The organism is Sandaracinus amylolyticus, from assembly GCF_021631985.1.
GTDB lineage: Bacteria > Myxococcota_A > Polyangia > Polyangiales > Sandaracinaceae > Sandaracinus > Sandaracinus amylolyticus_A.
The window spans coordinates 5,219,170-5,238,971 of sequence record NZ_CP070225.1 but is presented as its reverse complement, the minus strand read 5'-3'; the positions used below and the strand labels follow the sequence as shown (position 1 = coordinate 5,238,971).

Below are 19,802 nucleotides of genomic sequence, written 5' to 3'. Positions count from 1 at the left end.
ACACCTCCGCGCGCGTGAGCAGCATCTGGACGCGTCCGTTCCTCGTCGCGTTCGCCGCGAATTTCCTGCACGGGCTCGGGGTGCTCCTGACGCTCCACCTGCCGGGCTTGCTCGAGCGGTGGGGCGAGAGCGCGCTGACCGTCGGTCTGGTGGTCGCGGCGGCGGGCGTCGGCGCGGTCGCGGTGCGCCCCTTCGCCGGTCGCGCGATGGACGGCGGGGCAGGGCGGCGCGGTGTGATGGTGATCGGTGGGCTCGTGCACGCGCTCGCGTGCGCGGGCTACCTGTTCGTCGATCACGTCGGGCCGCTGCTGTGGATGGTGCGCGTCGCGCACGGTCTGGGATCGGGCGCGGCGCTCGCGGCGCTGTTCACGTCGGCGACCGACCTCGTGCCCGCGGCGCGTCGCGTCGAAGGGCTCGCGACGTTCGGGGTGTCGGGGCTCATGCCGGTCGCGCTCGGCGGGTTGATCGGCGATCTCGTGCTGCAGCATGCGGGGTTCACCGAGCTCTTCGTGCTGATGCTCGCGTGCTCGAGCCTCGGGCTCTTGGTCACGCTCGCGCTGCCCGAGACCGGCGCGCGACACGGGCGCGACGCCGTGCACACGAACGTGCGGGCACAGCGCGGGTTCGTCGCGGTCGCGCTGCAGCACGATCTCTTGCCGGTGTGGTTCGTCGGGCTGGCGTTCGCGAGCGCGCTCGGCGCGACCTACGCGTTCCTCGCGACCTTCGTGCTCGAGGAGCACATCGGCTCGGTCGGGCTCTTCTACGGGTGGTACGCCGCGATGGCGATCCTCCTGCGCCTCACCGCGGGATGGGTGCCCGAGCGTGTGGGCCCGAAGCGCGTGCTCGCGCCTTCGCTCGTCGCGATCTCGATCGCGCTCGCCGCGCTCGCGATGGCGCGCGATGCGTGGTCGATGGCGCTCGCGGGCGCGCTCGCCGGGCTCGGTCACTCGTTCGCGTTCCCGATCGTCAGCGGCATGACCGCGGGGCGCGCGCGCGACGAGGAGCGCGGCTCCGCGATGTCGCTCTTCAGCGCGATCTTCGACGCCGGGATCTTGTTCGCGAGCCCGATCTTCGGCGCGCTCGCCGACGCGACGTCGCTGCGCACGACCTTCGCGGTCGCCGCGGTGGTGCCGGTGATCGGCGGCTTCATCTTCTACAGCTGGGACGCGCGTGTGCTCGCGACACGGGTGCAAAACGCAGTGATTCCGCGGGAGTAGTGCGCGCCGGACGGCCTCGTGCCCGCCGCGCTCGGCCTGGTGCCCGCCGCGCTCGGCCTTCGTGCCGCTGCGCGCCGGTTCGGTGCCGCTGGGCGCCGGTTCGGTGCCGCCGTGCGTGCCAACGGTGCCGCCGTGCGTCGTTTCGAGCCCTCCGATCGCGAAACCGAGGCCGCCGATCGCGAAAACGAGGCCGGCAGTGGGGGTGCCGCACCCCACCGATCACTTCATCGGGGGCACCGATCAGTTCCGCGGGGCCGCCGATCGCCGCGGCGAGCCCGCCCTCATCCGCCGGCAGGCCGCCGCGCGGCGCGGCGGGCGATGAGCATCTTGATCACGCCGCGCCCGTCGATGCCGGGCTCGGTCACGAACCCGGGCGGCAGCGTGCGCACGTCGAAGCTGCGCGGGAGCTTGAGCACGATCGCGCCTTCGAAGGCCGCGATCAGCGGGCGCACGTCGAGCGGGAGAGCCTCCGCGACGACGCGCGATCGATCGTAGTCGCGCCCGCCCCACGGCGGGTCGAGCACCAGGACGTCGGCGCGCTCGCGCGCGATCACCTCGCGCACGTCGCCGCGCACGAAGCGGATGCGCGATGCGACGTCGTAGATCCGCGCGTTGTGGGCCGCCATCGCGAGCCGCGACGCGTCGAGATCGACCGCGATCACCTCGCGCACCTCGGGCCGGCGGGCGAGCGCGATCGCGATCGATCCGATGCCGCACGTTCCGTCGATCACCACGCCGTGCGCGCCCTCGGCGATGCGCTCGGCGAGGGCCTCGGGCGTCGCCGAGAAGAGCCCTTCGTCGTCGGCCTGGATGCCGCGGTCCCAGCGCGAGAAGAGCTCGCGACGGCGCTCGTCGCGGGGGCGCCAGGGCGGCGCCGCACGACCGGGGCGGAGCGGAGGATCGACGTGCACCCGCACGATCTCACCGCCGAGCGCGAGCCCGTCGAGCTCACGAAGCGCCCATCGCGCCTGCGATGCCGGCAGCTCGCCGGTCCATCGCGACGCGTCGAGCCACGCCGGCCCTTCGACGCGCACCCGCACCACGCGCGCGGTCTCGCGCGGCAGCAGCCGATCGACGACGTCGCGCGCTCGCTCGGCCGCGTCCTCCGCGTCGTCTCCACGCGCCAGCGTCGCCTCGCGCGCGAGCGCCGCGAGCAGCGCGAGATCGTAGGCCACGTCGTCCTCTTCGCGCAGCGAGCCGAGCCCGAACGTTTCGGGCGCCGCGAGATCGATCGCGCTCCAGCCCTCGCGCTGCGCGTGACGCATCGAGAGCGACGCGACGCGTCCCTCCGCGCGCCTCAGCCACCCGGGATGCACACCTCCGAGGATCGGCCCCACCCGCGTCGTGACGCGCAGCGTGCGCGCGAGCAGCCGATCGGTGCGTGCCCGACCCACGATGCGCGCCAGCGCGCGCGGCACCGAGACCGGCGACGCGATGCTCTCCAGGTGCGCGCGAACCGTCGCCTCGATCGTGCGCACCTCGCGCGGCGCCGACGCGATCAGCGTCTCGAGCGCGTCCTCGGGCGCCTCGGGCGTCGCCGCGAGCGCGATCGCGCGCGCCGTGTGGCCGAGCACGCGCGGCGCGAGCGGATGCGCGGCGCCCCGCGCGATCCCGGCGAGCTCGTCGCGCACCCGCGCCTCGGTCGCGCTCCACGCGACGACACCATCGCCGATCCACCACGTGCGCGGACCATCCGCGGGCAGCTCGCTCGGTCGGGCCTCGAGCCGCACCCCGAGCGCGCGCTCGAGCTCCGCGATCACCTCGTCGTCGCGCACCGCGCGAGTCTGCCATGCTGCACCTCGCGCGTTGGCGCGGCATGCTCGTCCCTCCCGATGACGGCCGCGCGCGATCTCGACGACGTGATCACCGACGCGCTGCGCGAGCTCGGCCTGCCCGAGGATCTGCGCGACGAGGTCCGTGCCCGCGTCGACGCGCCCGACGAGAGCTGGCGCACCTGCTGCGGCGGCTTCTGCGATCCGTGCGTCACCGTGATCGCGCGCGTCGTCGATCGCGTCCGCGCCCTGCGTCGGCAGCGGGGGTGACCCCGCCACGGGGTTGCTCGGGGGGCCGCAGGTCTCCTACGCTTGCCTTCTCGATGCGTGCTTTCCTTTCCGCGCTCGTGATCGCCCTCGCCGCGCTGTGCCTGCAGGTCGCCGCATGCCCGCAGCTCGTCGCTGCGCAGGACGCGCGGGGCGCGGTGGTGCTGGTGGTCGACCCCGGCCAGGCGCGCATCAACCCGGAGCGGCTGCGTCGCACCATCGCGACCGCGCTCGGCCGCGAGCTCGTGCGCATCACCGATCCCGAGGCCCACGGCGCGTCGGGCACGCTCACCGTCGCGCACTCGGCGCGCGCGCGCTGGCTCGTGCGCTTCGACGCGACCGGCGCGTCGGCGTCGACGGTCGCGGAGATCACGCGCTCCGGGCTCTACGACGAGACGATCGCGGACGCCGCGCGGCGCGTGGTCGGCGAGGTCGAGGCCGCGGCCGCCGCGCGCTCCGCGCCCACGCGTCCGGCCGCGCGCTCCTCGGCCGACACGACGTACGTGGTGTGGGCCGACGAGATCCTCGATCCGTTCGCGCACACGCCGCCCCCGCCGCGCCGCGAGATCGCGATCGCGTCCGAGGTGATCGATCCGTTCGCGCCCATCGCCGCGCGTCATCGGACGTTCTCCGAAGTCCTCGATCCTTGGGGACGCTGATCCGCGCATGAGCCGTGCGCTCCGAATCGCCGGGCTGGGCTGCGGCCTGCTCGCGCTGCTCGCGACCTGTGCGACGTCGGTGGCCTGCTACGCGGTGCTCCCCGCGCCCGCGCGCGACGCCGCGCAGGGCTTCCTCGCCGACGTGCGCGCCTCGCAGTGGCAGAGCGCGCTGCAGCGTACGAGCGCGGCGTACCAGCGCGATCACGACGCCGCGCGCTTCCAGCGCGAGGTCGAGCGCGTGCCGCGCCTGGCGCGCCACACCGACGCGACGTTCATGAACGCGACGATCGACGGCGAGACCGCGGTGCTCGACGGAGTGCTCGTCACACCCGACGGCGAGGCGCCGATCGCGGTCGAGCTCGAGCACGACGCGGGCTATTGGTACGTGGATCTCGTCGTGGTGCAGGGAGCTCCCCTCGAATGATGCGCGTGCTGTCGATCGCGTTGCTGCTCGTCCTCGCCGTGACCACCCGCGCGTCGGCGCACGGTCGCGAGCCCTCGCTCGGGGCGATCGCGTTCCATCCCACCGATCGCGATCACGTCGTCGTGCGCGCGACCTGGGGCTTCATCACGACGCGCGACGGCGGCGAGACCTGGACCTGGCAGTGCGCCGACGCGGTGCCCTTCGATCGCACCCGCGAAGATCCGGCGATCGTGATGTTCCCGTCGCGCGCCCTGGTCGCGGCGACGTTCGACGGCCTGCACCGCAGCGACGAGGCGCAGTGCGCATGGTCCACGCCCGAGACCGCGCCCGACGACGAGTACGTCGTCGACGTCGCGCAGGACCCGAGCGAGCCCGGCACCGCATGGCTGATCACGTCGACGGGCACCTCGCCCGACGAGGTCCGTCGCAGCGAGGACGAGGGCCTCACCTGGTCGACGATCGCGATCCCGCATCCGACCGCGCTCACCGATCGCATCCGCGTCGCGCCGAGCGATCCGATGCGCGTCTACACCAGCGGCGCGATCCTGATGACCGAGACCGAGCCGCGCCGCGGCGTGGTCCTGCGCAGCGACGATCGCGCCGAGTCGTTCCGCGCGATCGAGATCCCGCTGGTCGAGGGCGAGCGCATCGTGCACGTGCTCGGCGTCGATCCGACGAACGCCGATCGCCTGTTCGCGCGCATGGTGCGCCCGGTCGCCGACGAGGTGCCGGAGCGCCTCCTGATCAGCGAGGACGGCGGCGACTCCTGGCGCACCGTGCTCGAGATGCTCGAGATCGTCGGCTTCGCGATCAGCGCGGACGGCCAGACGGTGTGGGCGGGGAGCTGGGACGGCGGGCTGGTGCGCTCGGTCGACGGCGGGCTCACCTTCGAGCCGCTCGATCCCGCGCTCCGCGTGCGCTGTCTCGCGCAGCGCGAGGGCGAGCTCTGGGTGTGCGCCGACGATCGCGTCTCGGGCTTCGCGCTCGCGCGATCGACCGACGGCGGCGAGACCCTCGAGCCGATCTGGAGCTACGACGACGTTCGGAACGACGTCGGCTGCGCCGCGGACACCCAGGTCGGCGAGCGCTGTCCGATGTTCTGGCCCGACCTGGTGTTCGATCTCCAGGTCGACGCGGGCATCCCGCCCGACGCGGGCGTGGGGATGGACGCGGGGAGCGGCGGGGAGGGCGGTGGCGGGGGCTGCTCGTGCCGCGCCGGCGCCGGGACGCGCGCGCCGGGCGGGGCGTTCCTCGTCGTGCTCGCGCTCGTCGCGCTGCGTTTGACGCGCGCCCGAGCGCGAACGTAACGTCCCCCTCGGCTCAGTGGTGGGGAGGTCTTCCATGCGTTCGCTCTCGCGCTCCACGATCGGCGCTCTGGTCGTCGGGATCGTTGCGCTCGCCCTCGGGATCGCGAGCTCACGCGCCGCGGCGCAGGACGTCGATCGCGAGCGTGCGCGCACCGAGTTCCAGCGCGGCGTCGACGCGTACGGGCGCGCCGACTACCCCACCGCGCTCGAGGCGTTCCAGGAGGCGTACCGCCTCGCGCCGCACCCGATGGTGCGCGTGAACATCGCGAACGCGTACGAGCAGCTCGATCGCCCGCTCGAGGCGCTCTTCCACTTCGAGCGCTTCCTCGCGGAGAGCCCGGGCGCGTCGCGCGATCAGCGCCGCGAGGTCGACGCCGCGGTGCGCCGGCTGCGCCAGCGGGTCGGCGAGATCGATCTCCACGTCACGCCCGACGGAGCGCTGGTGACGATCGACGGAGCCGAGCAGCGGCGCGCGCCGATCGCGGAGCCGGTGCGGGTGGTCGCGGGCGATCACACCATCGACATCCAGCTCGACGGCTATCGCGCCGAGCACCGCACCGTGAGCGTGGCGGGCGGCCAGACCGCGCGCGTCGACGTGCGCCTCGCGCGCGCCGAGGCGGTCGCCGCGTCGGGCGTGGGCGCGATCGCCGAGCCGACGACCGAGCCGGGCGGCACCGAGCCGGTGGTCGCGACGGCGGAGCCGGCGACCGAGGTCGAGCCGATCGCGGAGCCCGAGCCGACGCCCCCGAGCTCGGGCGGCGGCTTCCGCATCCTCGAGGGCGTGTGGATCGCGGGCGCGGTCACGATCGCGGCCGGCATCGCAGCGGGCGTGACCGGAGGCCTGGCGCTCTCGGCCAACGACGACTTCGAGCGCCACGTCGCGACCTACGAGGACACCAGCCTGCCCGAGGCAGTGCGCGAGCAAGCGCGCGTCGATGGTCGCAACGCGGCCGACACCGCGAGCACGCTCGCGGTCGTGACCGACGCGCTCCTGGTCACGACGATCCTCGCGGCCGGCACCACCGCGTTCCTCCTGATCACGACCCAGGAGGGCGGAATGCTCGCCGACGAAGAGACCGACGTCGCGGTGGTCCCGATGGTCGGCGAAGGCCTCGCGGGCGCGATGGTCCTCGGCTCGTTCTGAGCTCGCCACGCGCAGACTGGAGCGGGGCCCCGAGGCGGCTTGCCGGTCGGGAGGGGTCTTTCGAGACCCCTCCCGAAACACCGCTCAGATCTCGAACTCGCCCTTCTCGAGCAGCTCGTTCACGCGGAACAGGAACCCGTTCGCGACCACTCCGTCGACCACGCGGTGATCGTACGAGAGCGCCATGTACATCACGGGGTGGATCGCGATCGTGTCCTGACCGTCGTTCTCCACGACGACCACGCGCTTCTTGATCTCGCCGATGCGCAGGATGCCGACGTTCGGCTGCGAGATGATCGCGCCGCCGACGAGGTTGCCCTTGCGGCCCGGGTTCGAGATCGAGAACGTCTTGCCCGCGAGATCGTCCGGCGTGAGCTTGCCGTCGCGCGACTTCGTCGCGATCTCGTCGATCGCTCGCGCGATGCCGCGCACCCGCAGCTCGTCCGCCTTGCGGATCACCGGCACCACGAGCCCTTCGTCGGTCTCCACCGCGATGCCGAGGTTCACGTCGCGGTGCTGCACGTACGCGTCCTCGAGGATGCGCGAGTTCATCACCGGGTACTCGCGCAGCGCGCGCGCCACTGCCGCCGTGACGAACGCGAGGAACGTGAGGTTCACGCCCTCCTTCTTCAGCGCGTCCTTGTGCTTGTCACGCAGCGTCGACGTCTTGTGCAGGTCGCACTCGGCGAACGTCACCACGTGGGGCGACGCGAGCTTCGAGTAGACCATGTGGTCCGCGATGATCCGGCGGCGGCGCGAGAACGGGACGACCTTGTCGCCCGGCAGCTGCTGGTAGGGCGGCACCTTGAACGCGCTCTGGCCCGAGAGGACGCGCAGCGCCTCGGCGAGGCCGGCGGGCGCGGTTCCCGACGCGGCGAGCACACCCGGCGACGTCCGCGGTGCAGCGGCCGGCGCAGGTGCGGCGACGGGCGCGGGCGGCGGCGGCGCGATCGCGGGCGCCGAGGGACGCGCCGGCGGGGCCGCAGGCGTCGACGCGCGGAGCACGTCCTCGCGCGTGATCACGCCACCCTGACCCGTGCCCTCGATCGAGCCGAGGTCCACGTCCATCTCGCGCGCCAGCTTGCGCACCGCGGGCGAGGCACGGCCGGGCTCACCACTGCTCGCCGGCTCGGCGACCGGCGCCGGAGCGGCCGGTGCGGCAGCGACCGGTGCGGCAGCGGCCGGTGCGGCAGCGGCCGGCGCGGGAGCCGCGGCTGCGACCGCGCCCGACGCGCTCTCGTCGATCTCGAGCAGGCGCGCGCCGATCGGCACGGTGTCGCCCTCGTTCACCAACAGCTTCACGACCAGGCCGGACGCCGGCGCCGGGATCTCGCTGTCGGTCTTGTCGGTCAGGATCTCCACGACCGGCTGATCGCGCTCGACCCGCTGGCCTTCCTGGACCAGCCATTTTCCCACGGTCCCTTCGAGCACGCTCTCGCCGAGCGGAGGCATCACGACCGTCGCCATTCGAGCTCCTCCTGCGCGCACCCGCTGAATCTCGCAGGCGCGTCGCGAACACCGCGGAAGCCGCGGAAAAAGGTGCCTGTCACTACCAGACTGCCTGGGGCCTTTCAACCGAGATGCCCACTGCGCGTGGCACGGCTTTGCGGTGACTCTCGCGCCGACGCATCATCGCGCTCGATGGCCGATCTCGAGGAGCACGCGTTCCGGCGCGATCGACGCTTCCTGGTGCGCCTCGTGGTGCTGCTCGTCCTCGGTGGCGTGGGAGGGCTCTGGGCCGTGAGCCACCTGACGTCGCGCTCCTTCGCCGGATGTGCCGCGCGCACCTTCGGCGGCGCCGACGAGAGCGCGCCCGCCTCGCCCTGACGTTCGGTGTATGCTCGCTCCCCTTTTGCCCAGGAGGACCACGTGCTCGGCAACCTCGACCGCCAAGACCGCCTGCGTCTGATGAAGTTCGTGTGCTCCTTCGCGTGGGCGGATCTGCGGATCGCGGATCAGGAGCGCAGCTTCGTCCAGAAGATGATGCGCAAGCTCAAGCTGGACGACGACGAGGCGAAGCAGGTCCAGAAGTGGCTCGAGCTGCCGCCGCGCGCCGACGAGGTCGATCCCAACGACATCCCGCGCGAGCACCGCGCGCTCTTCCTCGAGATGGCGAAGAGCATCGTCGGCGCGGACGGCGAGATCAGCGAGGAAGAGCGCGAGAACCTGGCGCTTCTCGAGCAGCTCCTGTCCTGAGCGCACGTTGAGCGCGTTGCCGATCGCCGAGCACGCGCTCGATCCCGAGTCGATCGAGCGCGCGCTGCGCGCCGGGCGCGTCGAGCCCTTCGTGGCGCGCGCCGAGCGCGCCGAGGGCGTCGCCGGGCGCCGTTACGCACGCGAGCTCGCGGCGCGCGCGTTCTCGCTGGCCGATCCCGGGAGCGTCGCGATCGCGCTGCGGGCCCGGGCGCGGGCGCTCGGGATCGAAGAGGCCGCGATCGGTGCGTGCGAGGAGACGCCGCCCCCGCATGCGGTGCGCGTGCCGCTCTTCGATGCATCGGCCGGCGAGGCGCTGGTGCGGATGCTCTGGATCGAGTTCGACCCCGCGGGAGGCGGTGGCGATCGACCGGCGCTCGGCGCGCGTGCGAGCGCGGCGTTCGCGGACGCCCTGGCGATCGGTGCCGAGCGGGCGGCACCTCCGCGCGCGGTGGATCGCTTCCGGCTCGTGGCGGCGCGGCCCCGCGCGCTCGAGGGCGTGGCGATCGACGGCGAGTCGCTCGGCGCGGCGGCGCTGGTGAGCGCGGTGTCGTTGTGGAGCGAGCGCGCGGCGCGGAGCGGGATCGCGGTCACCGGTGCGCTGCGCGGCGGTGTGATCGCGCGGGTGGGCGCGATCGCCGCGAAGGTGCGCGCGGCGCGCGACGCGGGGTGCGGCGCGATCGTCGTGCCGGCGGAGCAGGAGGACGAAGCGCGCAGCGCCAACGCGGGGATCGAGATCGTCGCGGTGGGCACGATCGACGCGCTGCTCGAGGCGACGCTCGTCGCGGTGCGCGCCCGTCGCGATCCCGAGCGCGCGGTGCGCGAGGCGCGTGCGCTCTTCGCCGAGGGATGGCGCGGCTATCGATGGCCTGCGATCGACGAGCGCCTCGCGCGCGTCGCCGGCACGCTGCCCGATGCGCGGCCCGATCTGCAGATCGAAGCGCTCTCACGGCTGGCCGCCGCGCGGCGTCACCTCGGCGATCCCGAGGGCAGCCTGCGCGTGCTCGAGAGCGCGCGTGCGATCGCGGAGCGCGAGGCGGACGCGATCCCCGACGCGCCGCTCACCGCGCTCGAGCAACAGCGCGCGATGACGGAGCTGAAGCTCTTCCGGTTCCGCGCTGCAGCGCAGGCAGCGCGGCGTGCGATCACGATCGCCCGGCGTGCGCGGCTGCGCGGCGAGCACATCAAGGCGCTCGGCTGCGCGGGGCTCGTCGAGATGGGCCGGCGGCGCGACGACGCGGCACGCGCGTGCTTCGACGAGGCGCTCGCGCTGACGCTGCGCCACGCGCCCGAGGACGCAGCGCGCAGCCGCGTGTACCTCATGGAGGCGCTCGGGCGGCTCGGTCGCGAGGCCGAAGCGCGCGCGATGTGGCGCGCCGCGATGGACGAGGTCGCGGAGGACGAGCCCGGCGCGCGCGGCAAGAAGGAGAGCTGGGTGCGCACCGGATGGGGTGGGGCGCTGGTCGCGCTCGGTCGCTGGTCCGAGGCGCGCGAGGTGCTCGACGTGCCCGCGGTACACGAGGCGCTGCACGAGCATCCGCTCCCCGGACTGCGCGCGCGGCGTCATCTCGGGCTCGCGCTCGCACGAGGGGACGATCGCGACGCGCGCGAGCGTGGGCTCCACCTCCTCGCGAGCTCGACGCTCGCGCACGGTCGCGCGCTCGAGCCCGGGCTGCGCTCGCTGGCGCACGTGAACGTGCTCGTCGAGGCGGAGGTGCGCGTCGCGAGCGCACGGCTCGACGAGGACGCGACGGCGCGTACCCGCACCGCGCTCGCGGCGCTGCCGACGTGGGGCGACGCGCCTCGATGGCTGGGCGCGGCCCGGGGGCGCGTCGAGCGAGCGCTCGAGAGCCACGTCGAGCTCGGGCGCGCGCTGCAGGAGCTGATCGCGCGGTGCGAGGCGATCTGACGGCATTGAGTCCTGGCCGCGCATCGGGTAACTCCCTCCGCTCGCAGCTCCGATGTCCTCGCCCGACACGCTCTTCGCCGCCCTGATCGCGCTCCGCGACTCCGAGGACCCCCTCGCGCGGCGCCACGACGCGCACTGGCGTGCCGTCGATGCGTGGCTGCGCGAGACCTGGCCCGCCGGGGGCGCCGATGCCGACGAGGCGCGCCAGGAGACGCTGCTCGCGATCGCGCGCAACGTGCGGACGATGGAGGCCTCGGTCCCGCTGCAAGCCGCGAAGTGGGTCTCGACGATCCACCGCCGCAAGAAGGTCGACGGCTTCCGGATGCGCAAGCGCGATCCCGTGCAGCGCGGGCTCGATCGCGGCACCGAGGGCGACGACGCGACGCCTCTGCTCGATCGCCTCGAGGGCGACGCGGGGGGCGATCTCGACGGCAACGCGCTCGAGCGCGTCCTCGCGACGATCGAGGATCACGTCGAGGCGGAGCTGCAGGCCACCGAGCCCAACGCGGCGAGCCGTCACCTCAAGCGCATGCAGGCGCGGGCGACCCTCCATCGCGCGGTGCTCGAGGCGGACTTCGACGCGATCGCCGCGGCGCTCGACGCGGGCGAGCCCCTCTCGCGCGATCGCGTCTACAAGTGGGTCGAGCGTGGGCGTCCGTGGGTGCTCGCCGCGCTCGATCGCTGGGTGCGCGAGGCGGGCGAGGGCTCGACCGCGTCCGACATCGCGGCCGCGGTGCGCGAGCTGGTGAGCGCGCGCCGGGCCGATGCGGGACGTCCGCGCCCGACGCGCCGCCGTGGGGAGGGATCGTGAGCGCGTCAGTCGCGTCGCGGTCGCGGCGTCGGGGGCGCTCGATGCACGCCGTCGCCGCTCCGAGAGCCGCCTCGTTCCAGAGAGAGGCCGTGTCGCCGAACGCGATGTCGGCGTCGGACCGGCTGGTGCCCAACGACTACCAGCGACCGCGGTCGGCGTGCGAGGATCTCGGGGGGATCGAGGGAGCTGCGCGATGACGGACGAGCTGCAGCGGGCCTGGGAAGAGCGCGCACGGGCGGCCGCGTCGTGGCGCGAGGGCGACGCGATCGGGCCGGTGCTCGAGGCGCTCGCGCTCTCGGTCGCGCTCGAGGTGACGGGCGCGCTCCCCGACACGTCGCGGCGCGCGCGTGAGGATCTCCGCCGCGTCGGACAGCGCGCCTTGCTCCACGCAGGTGCGGAGCGCCGCGACGACGAGGACGAAGAGGAGGCGCTGCGCATCGCGATCACGCTCGCGCGTGACGGTCTGCGTGCGCTGGCGAGCCGCGCGCCCGATCCCGAGCCCGCGCCGCGTTCTTCCAACGCGGCGGCCGAGCCTTCGCCGCGCGACGTCGCGCGCCTGCTCTCGGGGCGGCTCGATCCGTACGACGCGGCGAGCATCGCGCGCCGCATCCGGGCATCGTCGCGCGCCCGCGAAGAGCTCGCGTGGGCGCTGCGGACCGCGGCGGGCGTCGACACGACGCGCGCACCGGTGATGCTCGCCGCAGCGGACGGCGAGGCCATGCGCGATCCCGCGAGCGGACGGCGCGTCGCGCAGGTGGACGATCCGCGGACCGGCGCGGCGCTCGTCGAGGTGTACACGTTCGACGACGGGCAGCTCGCGGCGTACGCGACGAGCGACGCTGCGCTGCGGCTCGAAGGACAGGGCCTGCGCACCACCTCGATGCAGCCGGGCTACTGGTCGGGCCACGTCGACGGTGATGGAGCGCTCGCCATCGCGCTCTTCGTCGGCGAGGAGCGCTTCGACCTCCGCGTCACGCGCTGAGCCGACGCTCGACGCCGCGCGAGGCGGCGTCCATGTTCACCGCCGAATGCGCGTCAAGCTGCCGACCGTCTCCGCGCGATCCGAAGGCCTGGGGATGCCGACGATCATGGACCGCGCGCTCGCGAGCCGGCACGGCGCGACCTACGTGCACCTCGCGGTGTTCGCGATCGACGTCGATCGCGTGCGTGACGCGCTGGACGACGTCGACTCGCCGCACCCGTTCGCGTGGGAGGTGTTCCTGCTGGAGCGGTACCTCGTCGATCGGGTCGATCCGAACGAGCACCGCGCGCTGATCGAGGATGCGGTCCTCGGAGTGCTCGAGGGCGAGCCCGGCGAGCCGGTGATGGGCTCCCAGCTCCCGTTCGCGGTGTGGGACGCGATCGCGCGCGGCGTGTGGCCCGACGAGATGCGCTCGATGTTCCGCGGCTGGAAGGCGCGTCCCAAGGAGCTCGTCGCCGCGCTCGCGCCGCTCTGGGCCGACGCCGATCGCACCACGCGCGACCTCGCGCAGCTCTGCCTCGACACCCCGATGCAGCCGCCGCTCGCGCCGCCGACGCTCGAGACGCTCCGCGCGATGATCGGCTGAGTCCCCGAGAGTCAGCGCGCCATCGGAGGACGCGACGACGGCCGGTGCACGCCCGGGAAGCGCGTGCCCAGCTCGGGCGGACGGACGTCGTGCTCGCGCATGACCGCCACGGGATCGTGCGCGATCTCCACCCTCCGCCCCGCGACCATCGACGCGACGAGGTTCCCGGTCTCGACCGCCATCCGCAGCAGCGGGCTCGCCGCCGCGATCACCGTCACCGAGTGCCGCAGGTAGTCGCGCGGTCGCACCCGCATCCGCGCGAGATACGCCTTGCGCGCCTCGGTGTCGTAGGTTCGCACGCTGCGCCAGTCGTGGAAGATGAAGAGCCCGCCCGCCTCGGCGATCTCGTCCTTCCGATGACGCAGCGCGAGGTCGATCCACGACTGCACGAGCTCCGCGTTCTCCGCGGTCGCGCGCTCCACGGTCGCCTGGAACACCAGCACGGCAGGATCGCTCCACCATCCGAACCCGAAGCGGGCGTCGAACGCCTGCACCGGCCACGAATCGAGCGGCGCGCGCGGTGTCGGTGAAATCATGACCGTACGGTCTCGTATTTTTCCGGCGGCGTCCACCCGCGCCTTGTCTCGCCGCCCCGAGGCCCCATGCGAGGGCTCATGGAGCCGATCCGCGAAGGCCAGCGCATCCCCGACCTCACGCTCCGGGTGCGCGAGAACGGGCAGTGGAAGGACGTCGCGACGCGCGAGCTCTTCGGCGGGCGCAACGTCGTCGTGTTCGGTCTCCCGGGCGCGTTCACGCCGACGTGCTCGACGTCGCACGTGCCCCGCTACGAAGAGCTCGCGGGAGACCTCGCGCAGCACGGCGTCGACGAGATCGTCTGCGTCTCGGTCAACGACGCGTTCGTGATGGAGGCGTGGGGCCGCGATCAGGGCGTCGAGCGCGTGCGCCTCCTGCCCGACGGCAACGGTGACCTCACGCGCGCGCTCGGCTTCCTCGTCGACAAGCGCGAGCTCGGCTTCGGCCCGCGCAGCTGGCGCTACTCGATGCTCGTGAACGACGGAGTCGTGCAGAAGCTCTTCGTCGAGAAGGAGGTCGCGGGCGATCCCTACGACGTCTCCGACGCGGACACGATGCTCCGCTATCTCTCGCAGGGCGCGGCGCCCTCACCGCTCGACGTCGCGATGCTCACGAAGCCCGGCTGCACCCACTGCGCTCGCGCGCGCGAGCTCCTCACGGGCGCGGGCCTGCGATGGCAGGAGGTGCGCAGCACGCCGCGCCTCCTGCGCGCGATGGCGGGCGCCGCGACGACCCCCCAGATCTTCGTCGACGGCACGCGCATCGGCGGCGCCGATCAGCTCGAGCAGTGGCTCGCGAAGCGCGCGGTGTAGTCTCCGCGGGTGCCCACGACGAAGTCGATCGCGCACCGAGCGCGCTCGTGGGCCGACGCGCTCGACGGTGCGTCGCTGCGTGCGATCCGGCGCGCGCGACCCGCGCTGATCCGCGCCGCACGTCGCGCGCCTCACGATCCGTCGGCGGCGCTCGCGCTCGCGCGACTGGTCGACGTCGAGGGCGCTCGCGCCGACGTGCACGACGCGCTCGCCCGCGCCCTCGCGGCCAGCGACGATGCGTCCGCGAGGGCACGGCTCGAGCTCGCGCTCGCACAGGTCGCCTTCGAGCGCGGCGGCGTGGGCGAGGCCGAGCAGCACGTCGCGCACGCCCGCGATGCTGCGCGTGCTTCGCACGATCCCGCGCTCGAAGCGCGCGCCTCGCTCGTCGACGCGCGGCTCGCGCTGCTGACCGGCCGCGCATCGTCGGCCCTCGAGGACGCGCGTCGCATCGTCGCGCGCATCCGCCCGCCTCGGGCCGACCTGCTCGCGTCCGTCGATGCGATCGCGGCGATGCACGCGCTGCGCGAAGGGAAGAAGCTCGATGCTCGGGCGCTCTTCGAGCGCGCGCTGCGCGCGGCGAGCACCTATCGAGGCGAGGTCGAGATCGCGGTGCTCGCCGGGATGCTCGGCAACGTCGAGCACGATCTCGGTCTCGTCGAGAGCGCGGCCGAGCGATTCGCGCTCGCGATCCGGCTCGGACGGCGCGTCGAGAGCGAGAGCGTGGTCGCAATCTTCGAGGGCTACCTCGGGCTCGCGCTGCACGAGCTCGGGCAGCACGACGTCGCGGCGCGCCATCATCGCGCCGCGGTGCGGCGCTGCGAGACGCTGGGGCTCGAGCGCTTCGCGGCGCAGTCGCGTGCGCTCCTCGCGGTGCTCGACGCGCGCCGGCCGCGGTTCCATGCGCGCGCCGAGCTCGCGCTCGCCGATGCGCTCGGACGCATCGCTGCGACCGGCGATCACGAGCGCGCCGACGCGCTCGGAGTGCTCTCGGCCGCGCTCGACGCCGAGCTCGCGACCGCGCTCGCGCAGAGCGGTGCGCGCAGCGAGGCCGTGATCCGCGTGGTGCGCGCACGCGCGCTGCTCGATGCGGCCTCGGCGTGCTCCGACGACGCGCGCATCTTCGCTCGGCTCGCAGGCGTCTCGCTCGCCCGCGCGGTCGCTGCCGCCGCCGAGCCCGACGCGGCGCTCGCGGTCGAGCCCGACGGATCGTCGTTCTCGGTGCGCGGCCATCGCGTGTCGGTCGCGCGCCACGCGGCCGTGCGCCGCGTCCTCGCGCGCCTCGTGCTCGGCTGGGCCGACGAGCGCGACGTCGGCGACGACGAGCTCGTCGCGGCCGCGTGGCCCGGCGAGCGCCTCGTGCCGCGCTCCGCGACGCATCGATTGCACGTCGCGATCTCGACGCTGCGTCGCGCCGGTCTCGGTGAGCATCTCGAGCGCGCGGCGCGCGGCTATCGGCTCCGCGGCCCTCTCGCGCTCCTCGCGCCCGAGGATTGAGCGCGATTGAGCGGCGCGCCCGCGTGGCCGCGATAGACGAGTCGGCAGGAGGATTGTCGATGCTCGCTCGTCTCTCGCTCGTCTCGCTCGCGCTCGTCGGGCTCTCCGGTTGTTACGGGGCCGTCGCGTCGATCACCGTCGCGCCGAGCTTCGTGCCCGAGCCGCCATCGGGGCGCGCCGCGCTCGCGGTGGGGCGCGACTGCTCGTTCCACCTCGGCGGGCTGCCGGTGCGCGAGCTCGACGTGCGCGAAGCCGCGCGGCACGCGGTGCGCGACGTGCCCGGGGTCGCGCTCGACGACGTGAGCGCGCGCGTCGTGTATCCCGCGCCCTTCGAGGTCTGCGTCGAGGTCGAGGGGACGATCCGCGAGTCGCTCGTCGCGACGACGAGCGACCCCGCGGCGCTCTGATCGATCACTCGCTCCACGCGCTGAGCCACGCGCCGGTGTCCTCGGCGTGTCGCACCAGCGCTGCGTAGTACGGATGTCGTGCGAGCGTCGCCGCATCGCCGAGCACCAGCAGGAACCGGCGCGCGCGCGTGATCGCGACGTTGGTACGCCGCACGTCCTCGAGGAAACCGAGCTGCGCCTCGTCGTTGCTGCGGACGAGATCGACGACGATCGCGAGCTTCTCGCGCCCCTGGAAGCTGTCGACCGTCGCGATCTCGAGCCCGGCTGCGAGCTCGGGCTCGAGCGCGTCGCGCAAGAGCCGCACCTGCGCGTGGTACGGCGTGATCACACCGACGTCGCTCGGCGACACGCCGCGCGCGACGAGCCGCCGCACCTCCTCGGCGATGCGCTCCGCGTTGCCGGGATTGCGCGTGCTCGGATCGTCGGCCTCGCGCACCTCTTCCCAGCCGCGCCCCGCGGTGTCGATCAGCACGAACGGACCTTCACGCGAGGCGTCGGGCTCGATGCCCGGGAGCTCTTCGAGCCGCGCGGTGCGCACGTCCTCGGCCGCGATCAGCACGCCGCCGTACGTCGCCTCGTTGGGGAACGCCATGAGCGCCTCGTGCATGCGGTGCTGGACGCGCAGCGTCGTCACCACGCGCGCGTCGTGCTGCGCTGCGGCGAGGCGCTCGAAGAACGTCGTGCCGAGCCCGAGCTCGAGCGCCTCGCGTGCGATCACCGTCGGCGGCAGCTGGTGCGGATCGCCCGCGAGCGTCGCCTTGGGCGCACGCAGCAGCGCGACGAGCGCGATCGGATCGGGGGCCTGCGTCGCCTCGTCGAGCACCACGCGATCGAACGCCTCGTTCTCGAGGAGCCACGCGTCCGCGCCCGCCGCCGTCGCCGCGATCACCCGCGCCCGAGAGAGGATCGTGCGCTGCGCGTCCTTCAGGTACTCGCGCGCGTCGCGCATCAGCTGGCGCACCTCGGTCCACGCGGCGCGCTTCTCCTCGCCGCGCAGCGTGCCGCGCTGGGTGCGGTTCAGCGTGCGGCGACGGAGATCCTCGGCGTCGCGCGTCCATCGCCGCGCGAGCTTCCACGCGTCGGTCTTCTCGAGCAGCGCGTCGAGCGTGCGCTCCTCCATCGCCGGCGAGACGCGCGCCGGATGCCCGATGCGCACCACGTTCTCGCCCGCATCGACGAGCCGCTCCGCGAGGTTGTCGACCGCGGTGTGGCTCGCCGCGGTCACGAGCACGCGCTCGCCGCGCGCGACCGCCTGACGCACGAGCTCGGTCAGCGTGCGCGTCTTGCCGGTGCCCGGCGGCCCGAGGACCAGCGAGAGATCCCGCGCCGCGAGCGCGCGCTGCACCGCCACGCGCTGATCGTCCTCGAGCGCCTGGTCGAATGCTTTGAGGTCCAACGACTTCGCATCGAAGTCCGGGGCGCGCGCCCCGAGCAGCGTCGCGACCGACCTCGCCTCGTCGCTGCCCTTCTTCGCCTGCTTCGCGCGCTCGATCGCGCGCGCGCCGCGATCGAACGTGACCTCGGGCGCCTCGCGATCGAGTCGGAACCCCTCGGTCCACAGCCACTCCGGCACCTCGCCGTCGATCGCGACCGAGAGCGCATCGCTGCGCCGTCGCGACACGATCGCGCGCACCACGTCGGGCCCCTCGGGATCGTCCTGCCAGAGCAGCACCGGATCGCCCTGGCCGATCCGCAGATCGCGCATCCCGCTCTCGCGCGGCGCGATCCACAGGATCGTGCGACCACCCGGCGCTGCGTCGGTGTCGGTCACCGCGAGATCGCGCAGCGCGAGGCCGCGCTCCACGCGCTGCGCGAGCGTGAGCATCCGGCGCTCCTCGCGGAAGCGGGCGCGGGCCCCGAGCCGCTCGGCGTGCAGCGCGCGCGCGAGCCGATCGAGCTCGGCTTCGACGTCGATCGTCATCGCGCGCGAGCCTGACACGCATCGCTATTCCGTCGATCCCACGATCCCGTCGAGCGCCGAGCGCGCGGGCGCGCCGTTCGACCAGAGGCGCGCGGGCGGTGGCCCGTCCTCCTCGTAGCGCGGCACGAACGTCCGGTGCGCGATGCGCCACTCGCCGTCCTCGCGCACCAGCTCGTCGGTGTACGTGCCCACCACGTGCACCGTCGCGCCGGTCTCGAGCACGCGGATGTGCTCGCTCATCGTGGAGCGCGCGGTCGCGTGCGTGTCGTCGTGGAGCTCGATCGACGTGGCCGACACCGCGTAGAGCAGGACCTCGATGTGCTCGGCGTTGCCGGTGAGGAACGCGCGGATCGCGTCGCGTCCTTCGAGCCGCCAGGCATCGGCCGAGCGTCGCTCCCACACGATCTGCGACGCGAACGTCGTCTCGAGGCGGTCCCACTCGTGGTGGTTGATCGCGTCGCTCGCGCGATCGAGCACCTCGCGGATCGCGAGCCGGTCCAGCGCGTCGGGCCTCGTCGTCGTGCCCGCACATCCGGCGAGCACACCGAGCAGCGCCACGAGCGCTCTCACGACGCGCCTCCCACGCCCATGCCGCCGTCGACCGCGAGCACCGCGCCGGTCACGAACGCTGCCGCGTCGGACGCGAGGTACACGATCGCGCTCGCCACGTCCTCGGGCCGGCCCGGCCGCGGCAAGGGCTGCAGCGTGCCGATCGCCCGCGCGACCTCGGTGCGCGCCGCGTCCTCGGAGAGCCCCGCCGCCTGGAAGATCTCGGTGGGCACGATCCCCGGCGACACCACGTTCACGCGCACCCCGAGCGGCGCCCACTTCCGCGCCATGCCGCGGCTCATCACCTCCACCGCGCCCTTGCTCGCGAGGTACACGAGATCGATCGGCAGGTTCGCCGCGACCCCCGCCGACCCGACGTTCACGATCGAGCCGCGCGTCGCGCGCAGGTGCGGCAGCGCGTCGTGCGAGAGCCGGTAGATCGAGCGCACGTTGAGCGCGAACGCATCGTCGAACGCGTCGTCGCTCGCCACCTCCCACGTGCCCCGATCGCTCGCCGGCGTCGGCGCGCCTGCGTTGTTCACCAAGAGGTCCAGCCTCCCGGTGCGCGCCACCAGCGACTCGATCACCTCGGCCGCGAACGCGCTCTCCCGCAGGTCACCCGCGATCGCGTGGGCACGCCCACCGCGCGCCTCGATCTCGCGCGCCAGCGCCTCGAGCCGATCGCGTCTGCGCGCGACGAGCCCGACGATCCACCCCGACGTCCCGAGCCGCTCCGCGATCGCGCGCCCCAGCCCGGAGCTCGCGCCCGTGATCAACGCGACCTTCTGCTCACCGTTGTTGGTCATGCCGCGAA

21 protein-coding genes are annotated in these 19,802 nt (G+C 73.8%); 15 read left to right on the top strand and 6 right to left on the bottom strand.

Annotation, left to right across the window (positions count from 1 at the left end):
* Positions 1–14: 14 nt before the first annotated feature.
* Positions 15–1,217, top strand: coding sequence for an MFS transporter (locus tag I5071_RS22130; protein WP_236607503.1), 1,203 nt, complete (start codon positions 15–17; stop codon positions 1,215–1,217).
* 281 nt (positions 1,218–1,498) lie between these two features.
* On the opposite strand, the gene I5071_RS22125 is transcribed toward I5071_RS22130, so the two are convergent.
* Positions 1,499–2,992 carry a trimethylguanosine synthase gene (locus I5071_RS22125; RefSeq protein ID WP_236607502.1) on the bottom strand — a complete coding sequence of 498 codons (1,494 nt, stop codon included), beginning with the start codon at positions 2,990–2,992 and terminating at the stop codon, positions 1,499–1,501.
* Positions 2,993–3,049: 57 nt separating this feature from the next.
* On the opposite strand from I5071_RS22125, the gene I5071_RS22120 reads away from it, so the two are divergent.
* Genes I5071_RS22120 through I5071_RS22100 form a run of 5 tightly spaced genes read left to right on the top strand, consistent with a single transcriptional unit; the run spans position 3,050 to position 6,790 of the window.
* Positions 3,050–3,259, top strand: coding sequence for a hypothetical protein (locus I5071_RS22120; protein ID WP_236607501.1), 210 nt, complete (start codon positions 3,050–3,052; stop codon positions 3,257–3,259).
* A gap of 53 nt (positions 3,260–3,312) precedes the next feature.
* Positions 3,313–3,915, top strand: a complete 603-nt coding sequence (locus I5071_RS22115) for a hypothetical protein (protein ID WP_236607500.1) — start codon at positions 3,313–3,315, stop codon at positions 3,913–3,915.
* 7 nt (positions 3,916–3,922) lie between these two features.
* Complete coding sequence (locus I5071_RS22110; protein ID WP_236607499.1) at positions 3,923–4,339, top strand: hypothetical protein; 417 nt, start codon at positions 3,923–3,925, stop codon at positions 4,337–4,339.
* Positions 4,336–5,646: a WD40/YVTN/BNR-like repeat-containing protein gene (locus tag I5071_RS22105; RefSeq protein ID WP_236607498.1), complete on the top strand. Its 1,311-nt coding sequence runs from the start codon at positions 4,336–4,338 to the stop codon at positions 5,644–5,646. Before I5071_RS22110 ends, I5071_RS22105 begins: the two co-directional genes overlap by 4 nt.
* 34 nt (positions 5,647–5,680) lie before the next feature.
* A complete protein-coding gene (locus tag I5071_RS22100; RefSeq protein ID WP_236607497.1) occupies positions 5,681–6,790 on the top strand; it encodes a PEGA domain-containing protein in 1,110 nt (369 codons plus the stop codon).
* Between the two features lie 84 nt (positions 6,791–6,874).
* Here the strand turns inward: I5071_RS22100 and I5071_RS22095 are convergent, their stop codons facing one another.
* Positions 6,875–8,257, bottom strand: coding sequence for a dihydrolipoamide acetyltransferase family protein (locus I5071_RS22095; protein WP_236607496.1), 1,383 nt, complete (start codon positions 8,255–8,257; stop codon positions 6,875–6,877).
* A gap of 174 nt (positions 8,258–8,431) precedes the next feature.
* Between I5071_RS22095 and I5071_RS22090 the strand changes: the two genes are divergently transcribed.
* The 6 genes from I5071_RS22090 to I5071_RS22065 all read left to right on the top strand — a co-directional run bounded on the left by I5071_RS22090 (position 8,432) and on the right by I5071_RS22065 (position 13,271).
* Complete coding sequence (locus tag I5071_RS22090) at positions 8,432–8,617, top strand: hypothetical protein (protein WP_236607495.1); 186 nt, start codon at positions 8,432–8,434, stop codon at positions 8,615–8,617.
* A 6-nt stretch (positions 8,618–8,623) separates the two neighbouring features.
* Positions 8,624–8,986 carry a TerB family tellurite resistance protein gene (locus I5071_RS22085; RefSeq protein ID WP_236607494.1) on the top strand — a complete coding sequence of 121 codons (363 nt, stop codon included), beginning with the start codon at positions 8,624–8,626 and terminating at the stop codon, positions 8,984–8,986.
* A 7-nt stretch (positions 8,987–8,993) separates the two neighbouring features.
* A complete protein-coding gene (locus tag I5071_RS22080) occupies positions 8,994–10,892 on the top strand; it encodes a S16 family serine protease (protein WP_236607493.1) in 1,899 nt (632 codons plus the stop codon).
* Between the two features lie 52 nt (positions 10,893–10,944).
* Positions 10,945–11,703, top strand: a complete 759-nt coding sequence (locus I5071_RS22075; RefSeq protein WP_236607492.1) for a hypothetical protein — start codon at positions 10,945–10,947, stop codon at positions 11,701–11,703.
* A gap of 193 nt (positions 11,704–11,896) precedes the next feature.
* A complete protein-coding gene (locus I5071_RS22070; protein WP_236607491.1) occupies positions 11,897–12,685 on the top strand; it encodes a hypothetical protein in 789 nt (262 codons plus the stop codon).
* Between the two features lie 46 nt (positions 12,686–12,731).
* Positions 12,732–13,271: a hypothetical protein gene (locus tag I5071_RS22065; protein WP_236607490.1), complete on the top strand. Its 540-nt coding sequence runs from the start codon at positions 12,732–12,734 to the stop codon at positions 13,269–13,271.
* Positions 13,272–13,282: 11 nt separating this feature from the next.
* Here I5071_RS22065 and I5071_RS22060 read toward each other — a convergent pair whose 3' ends face one another.
* Positions 13,283–13,807, bottom strand: a complete 525-nt coding sequence (locus I5071_RS22060; RefSeq protein ID WP_236607489.1) for a hypothetical protein — start codon at positions 13,805–13,807, stop codon at positions 13,283–13,285.
* Between the two features lie 78 nt (positions 13,808–13,885).
* Here I5071_RS22060 and I5071_RS22055 point away from each other — a divergent pair, with 78 nt between their 5' ends.
* From I5071_RS22055 to I5071_RS22045, 3 genes are read left to right on the top strand one after another with little or no spacing between them, the layout of a single operon-like run.
* Positions 13,886–14,617 (top strand): glutathione peroxidase, encoded by a 732-nt coding sequence (locus tag I5071_RS22055; protein ID WP_236607488.1) that lies wholly within the window; start codon positions 13,886–13,888, stop codon positions 14,615–14,617.
* Between the two features lie 9 nt (positions 14,618–14,626).
* Positions 14,627–16,111 carry a hypothetical protein gene (locus I5071_RS22050; protein WP_236607487.1) on the top strand — a complete coding sequence of 495 codons (1,485 nt, stop codon included), beginning with the start codon at positions 14,627–14,629 and terminating at the stop codon, positions 16,109–16,111.
* 59 nt (positions 16,112–16,170) lie between these two features.
* Positions 16,171–16,518, top strand: coding sequence for a hypothetical protein (locus I5071_RS22045; protein WP_236607486.1), 348 nt, complete (start codon positions 16,171–16,173; stop codon positions 16,516–16,518).
* A gap of 4 nt (positions 16,519–16,522) precedes the next feature.
* Here the strand turns inward: I5071_RS22045 and I5071_RS22040 are convergent, their stop codons facing one another.
* Genes I5071_RS22040 through I5071_RS22030 form a run of 3 tightly spaced genes read right to left on the bottom strand, consistent with a single transcriptional unit; the run spans position 16,523 to position 19,794 of the window.
* Entirely contained in the window at positions 16,523–18,439 is a 1,917-nt protein-coding gene (locus I5071_RS22040) for an AAA domain-containing protein (protein WP_236607485.1), read from the bottom strand.
* Positions 18,440–18,463: 24 nt separating this feature from the next.
* The gene (locus I5071_RS22035; RefSeq protein WP_236607484.1) at positions 18,464–19,009 is read right to left on the bottom strand and encodes a nuclear transport factor 2 family protein; all 546 of its coding nucleotides are present in this window, start codon (positions 19,007–19,009) and stop codon (positions 18,464–18,466) included.
* On the bottom strand, positions 19,006–19,794 hold the full coding sequence (locus I5071_RS22030; RefSeq protein ID WP_236607483.1) for an SDR family NAD(P)-dependent oxidoreductase: 789 nt from the start codon (positions 19,792–19,794) through the stop codon (positions 19,006–19,008). Before I5071_RS22030 ends, I5071_RS22035 begins: the two co-directional genes overlap by 4 nt.
* Positions 19,795–19,802 lie beyond the last annotated feature (8 nt).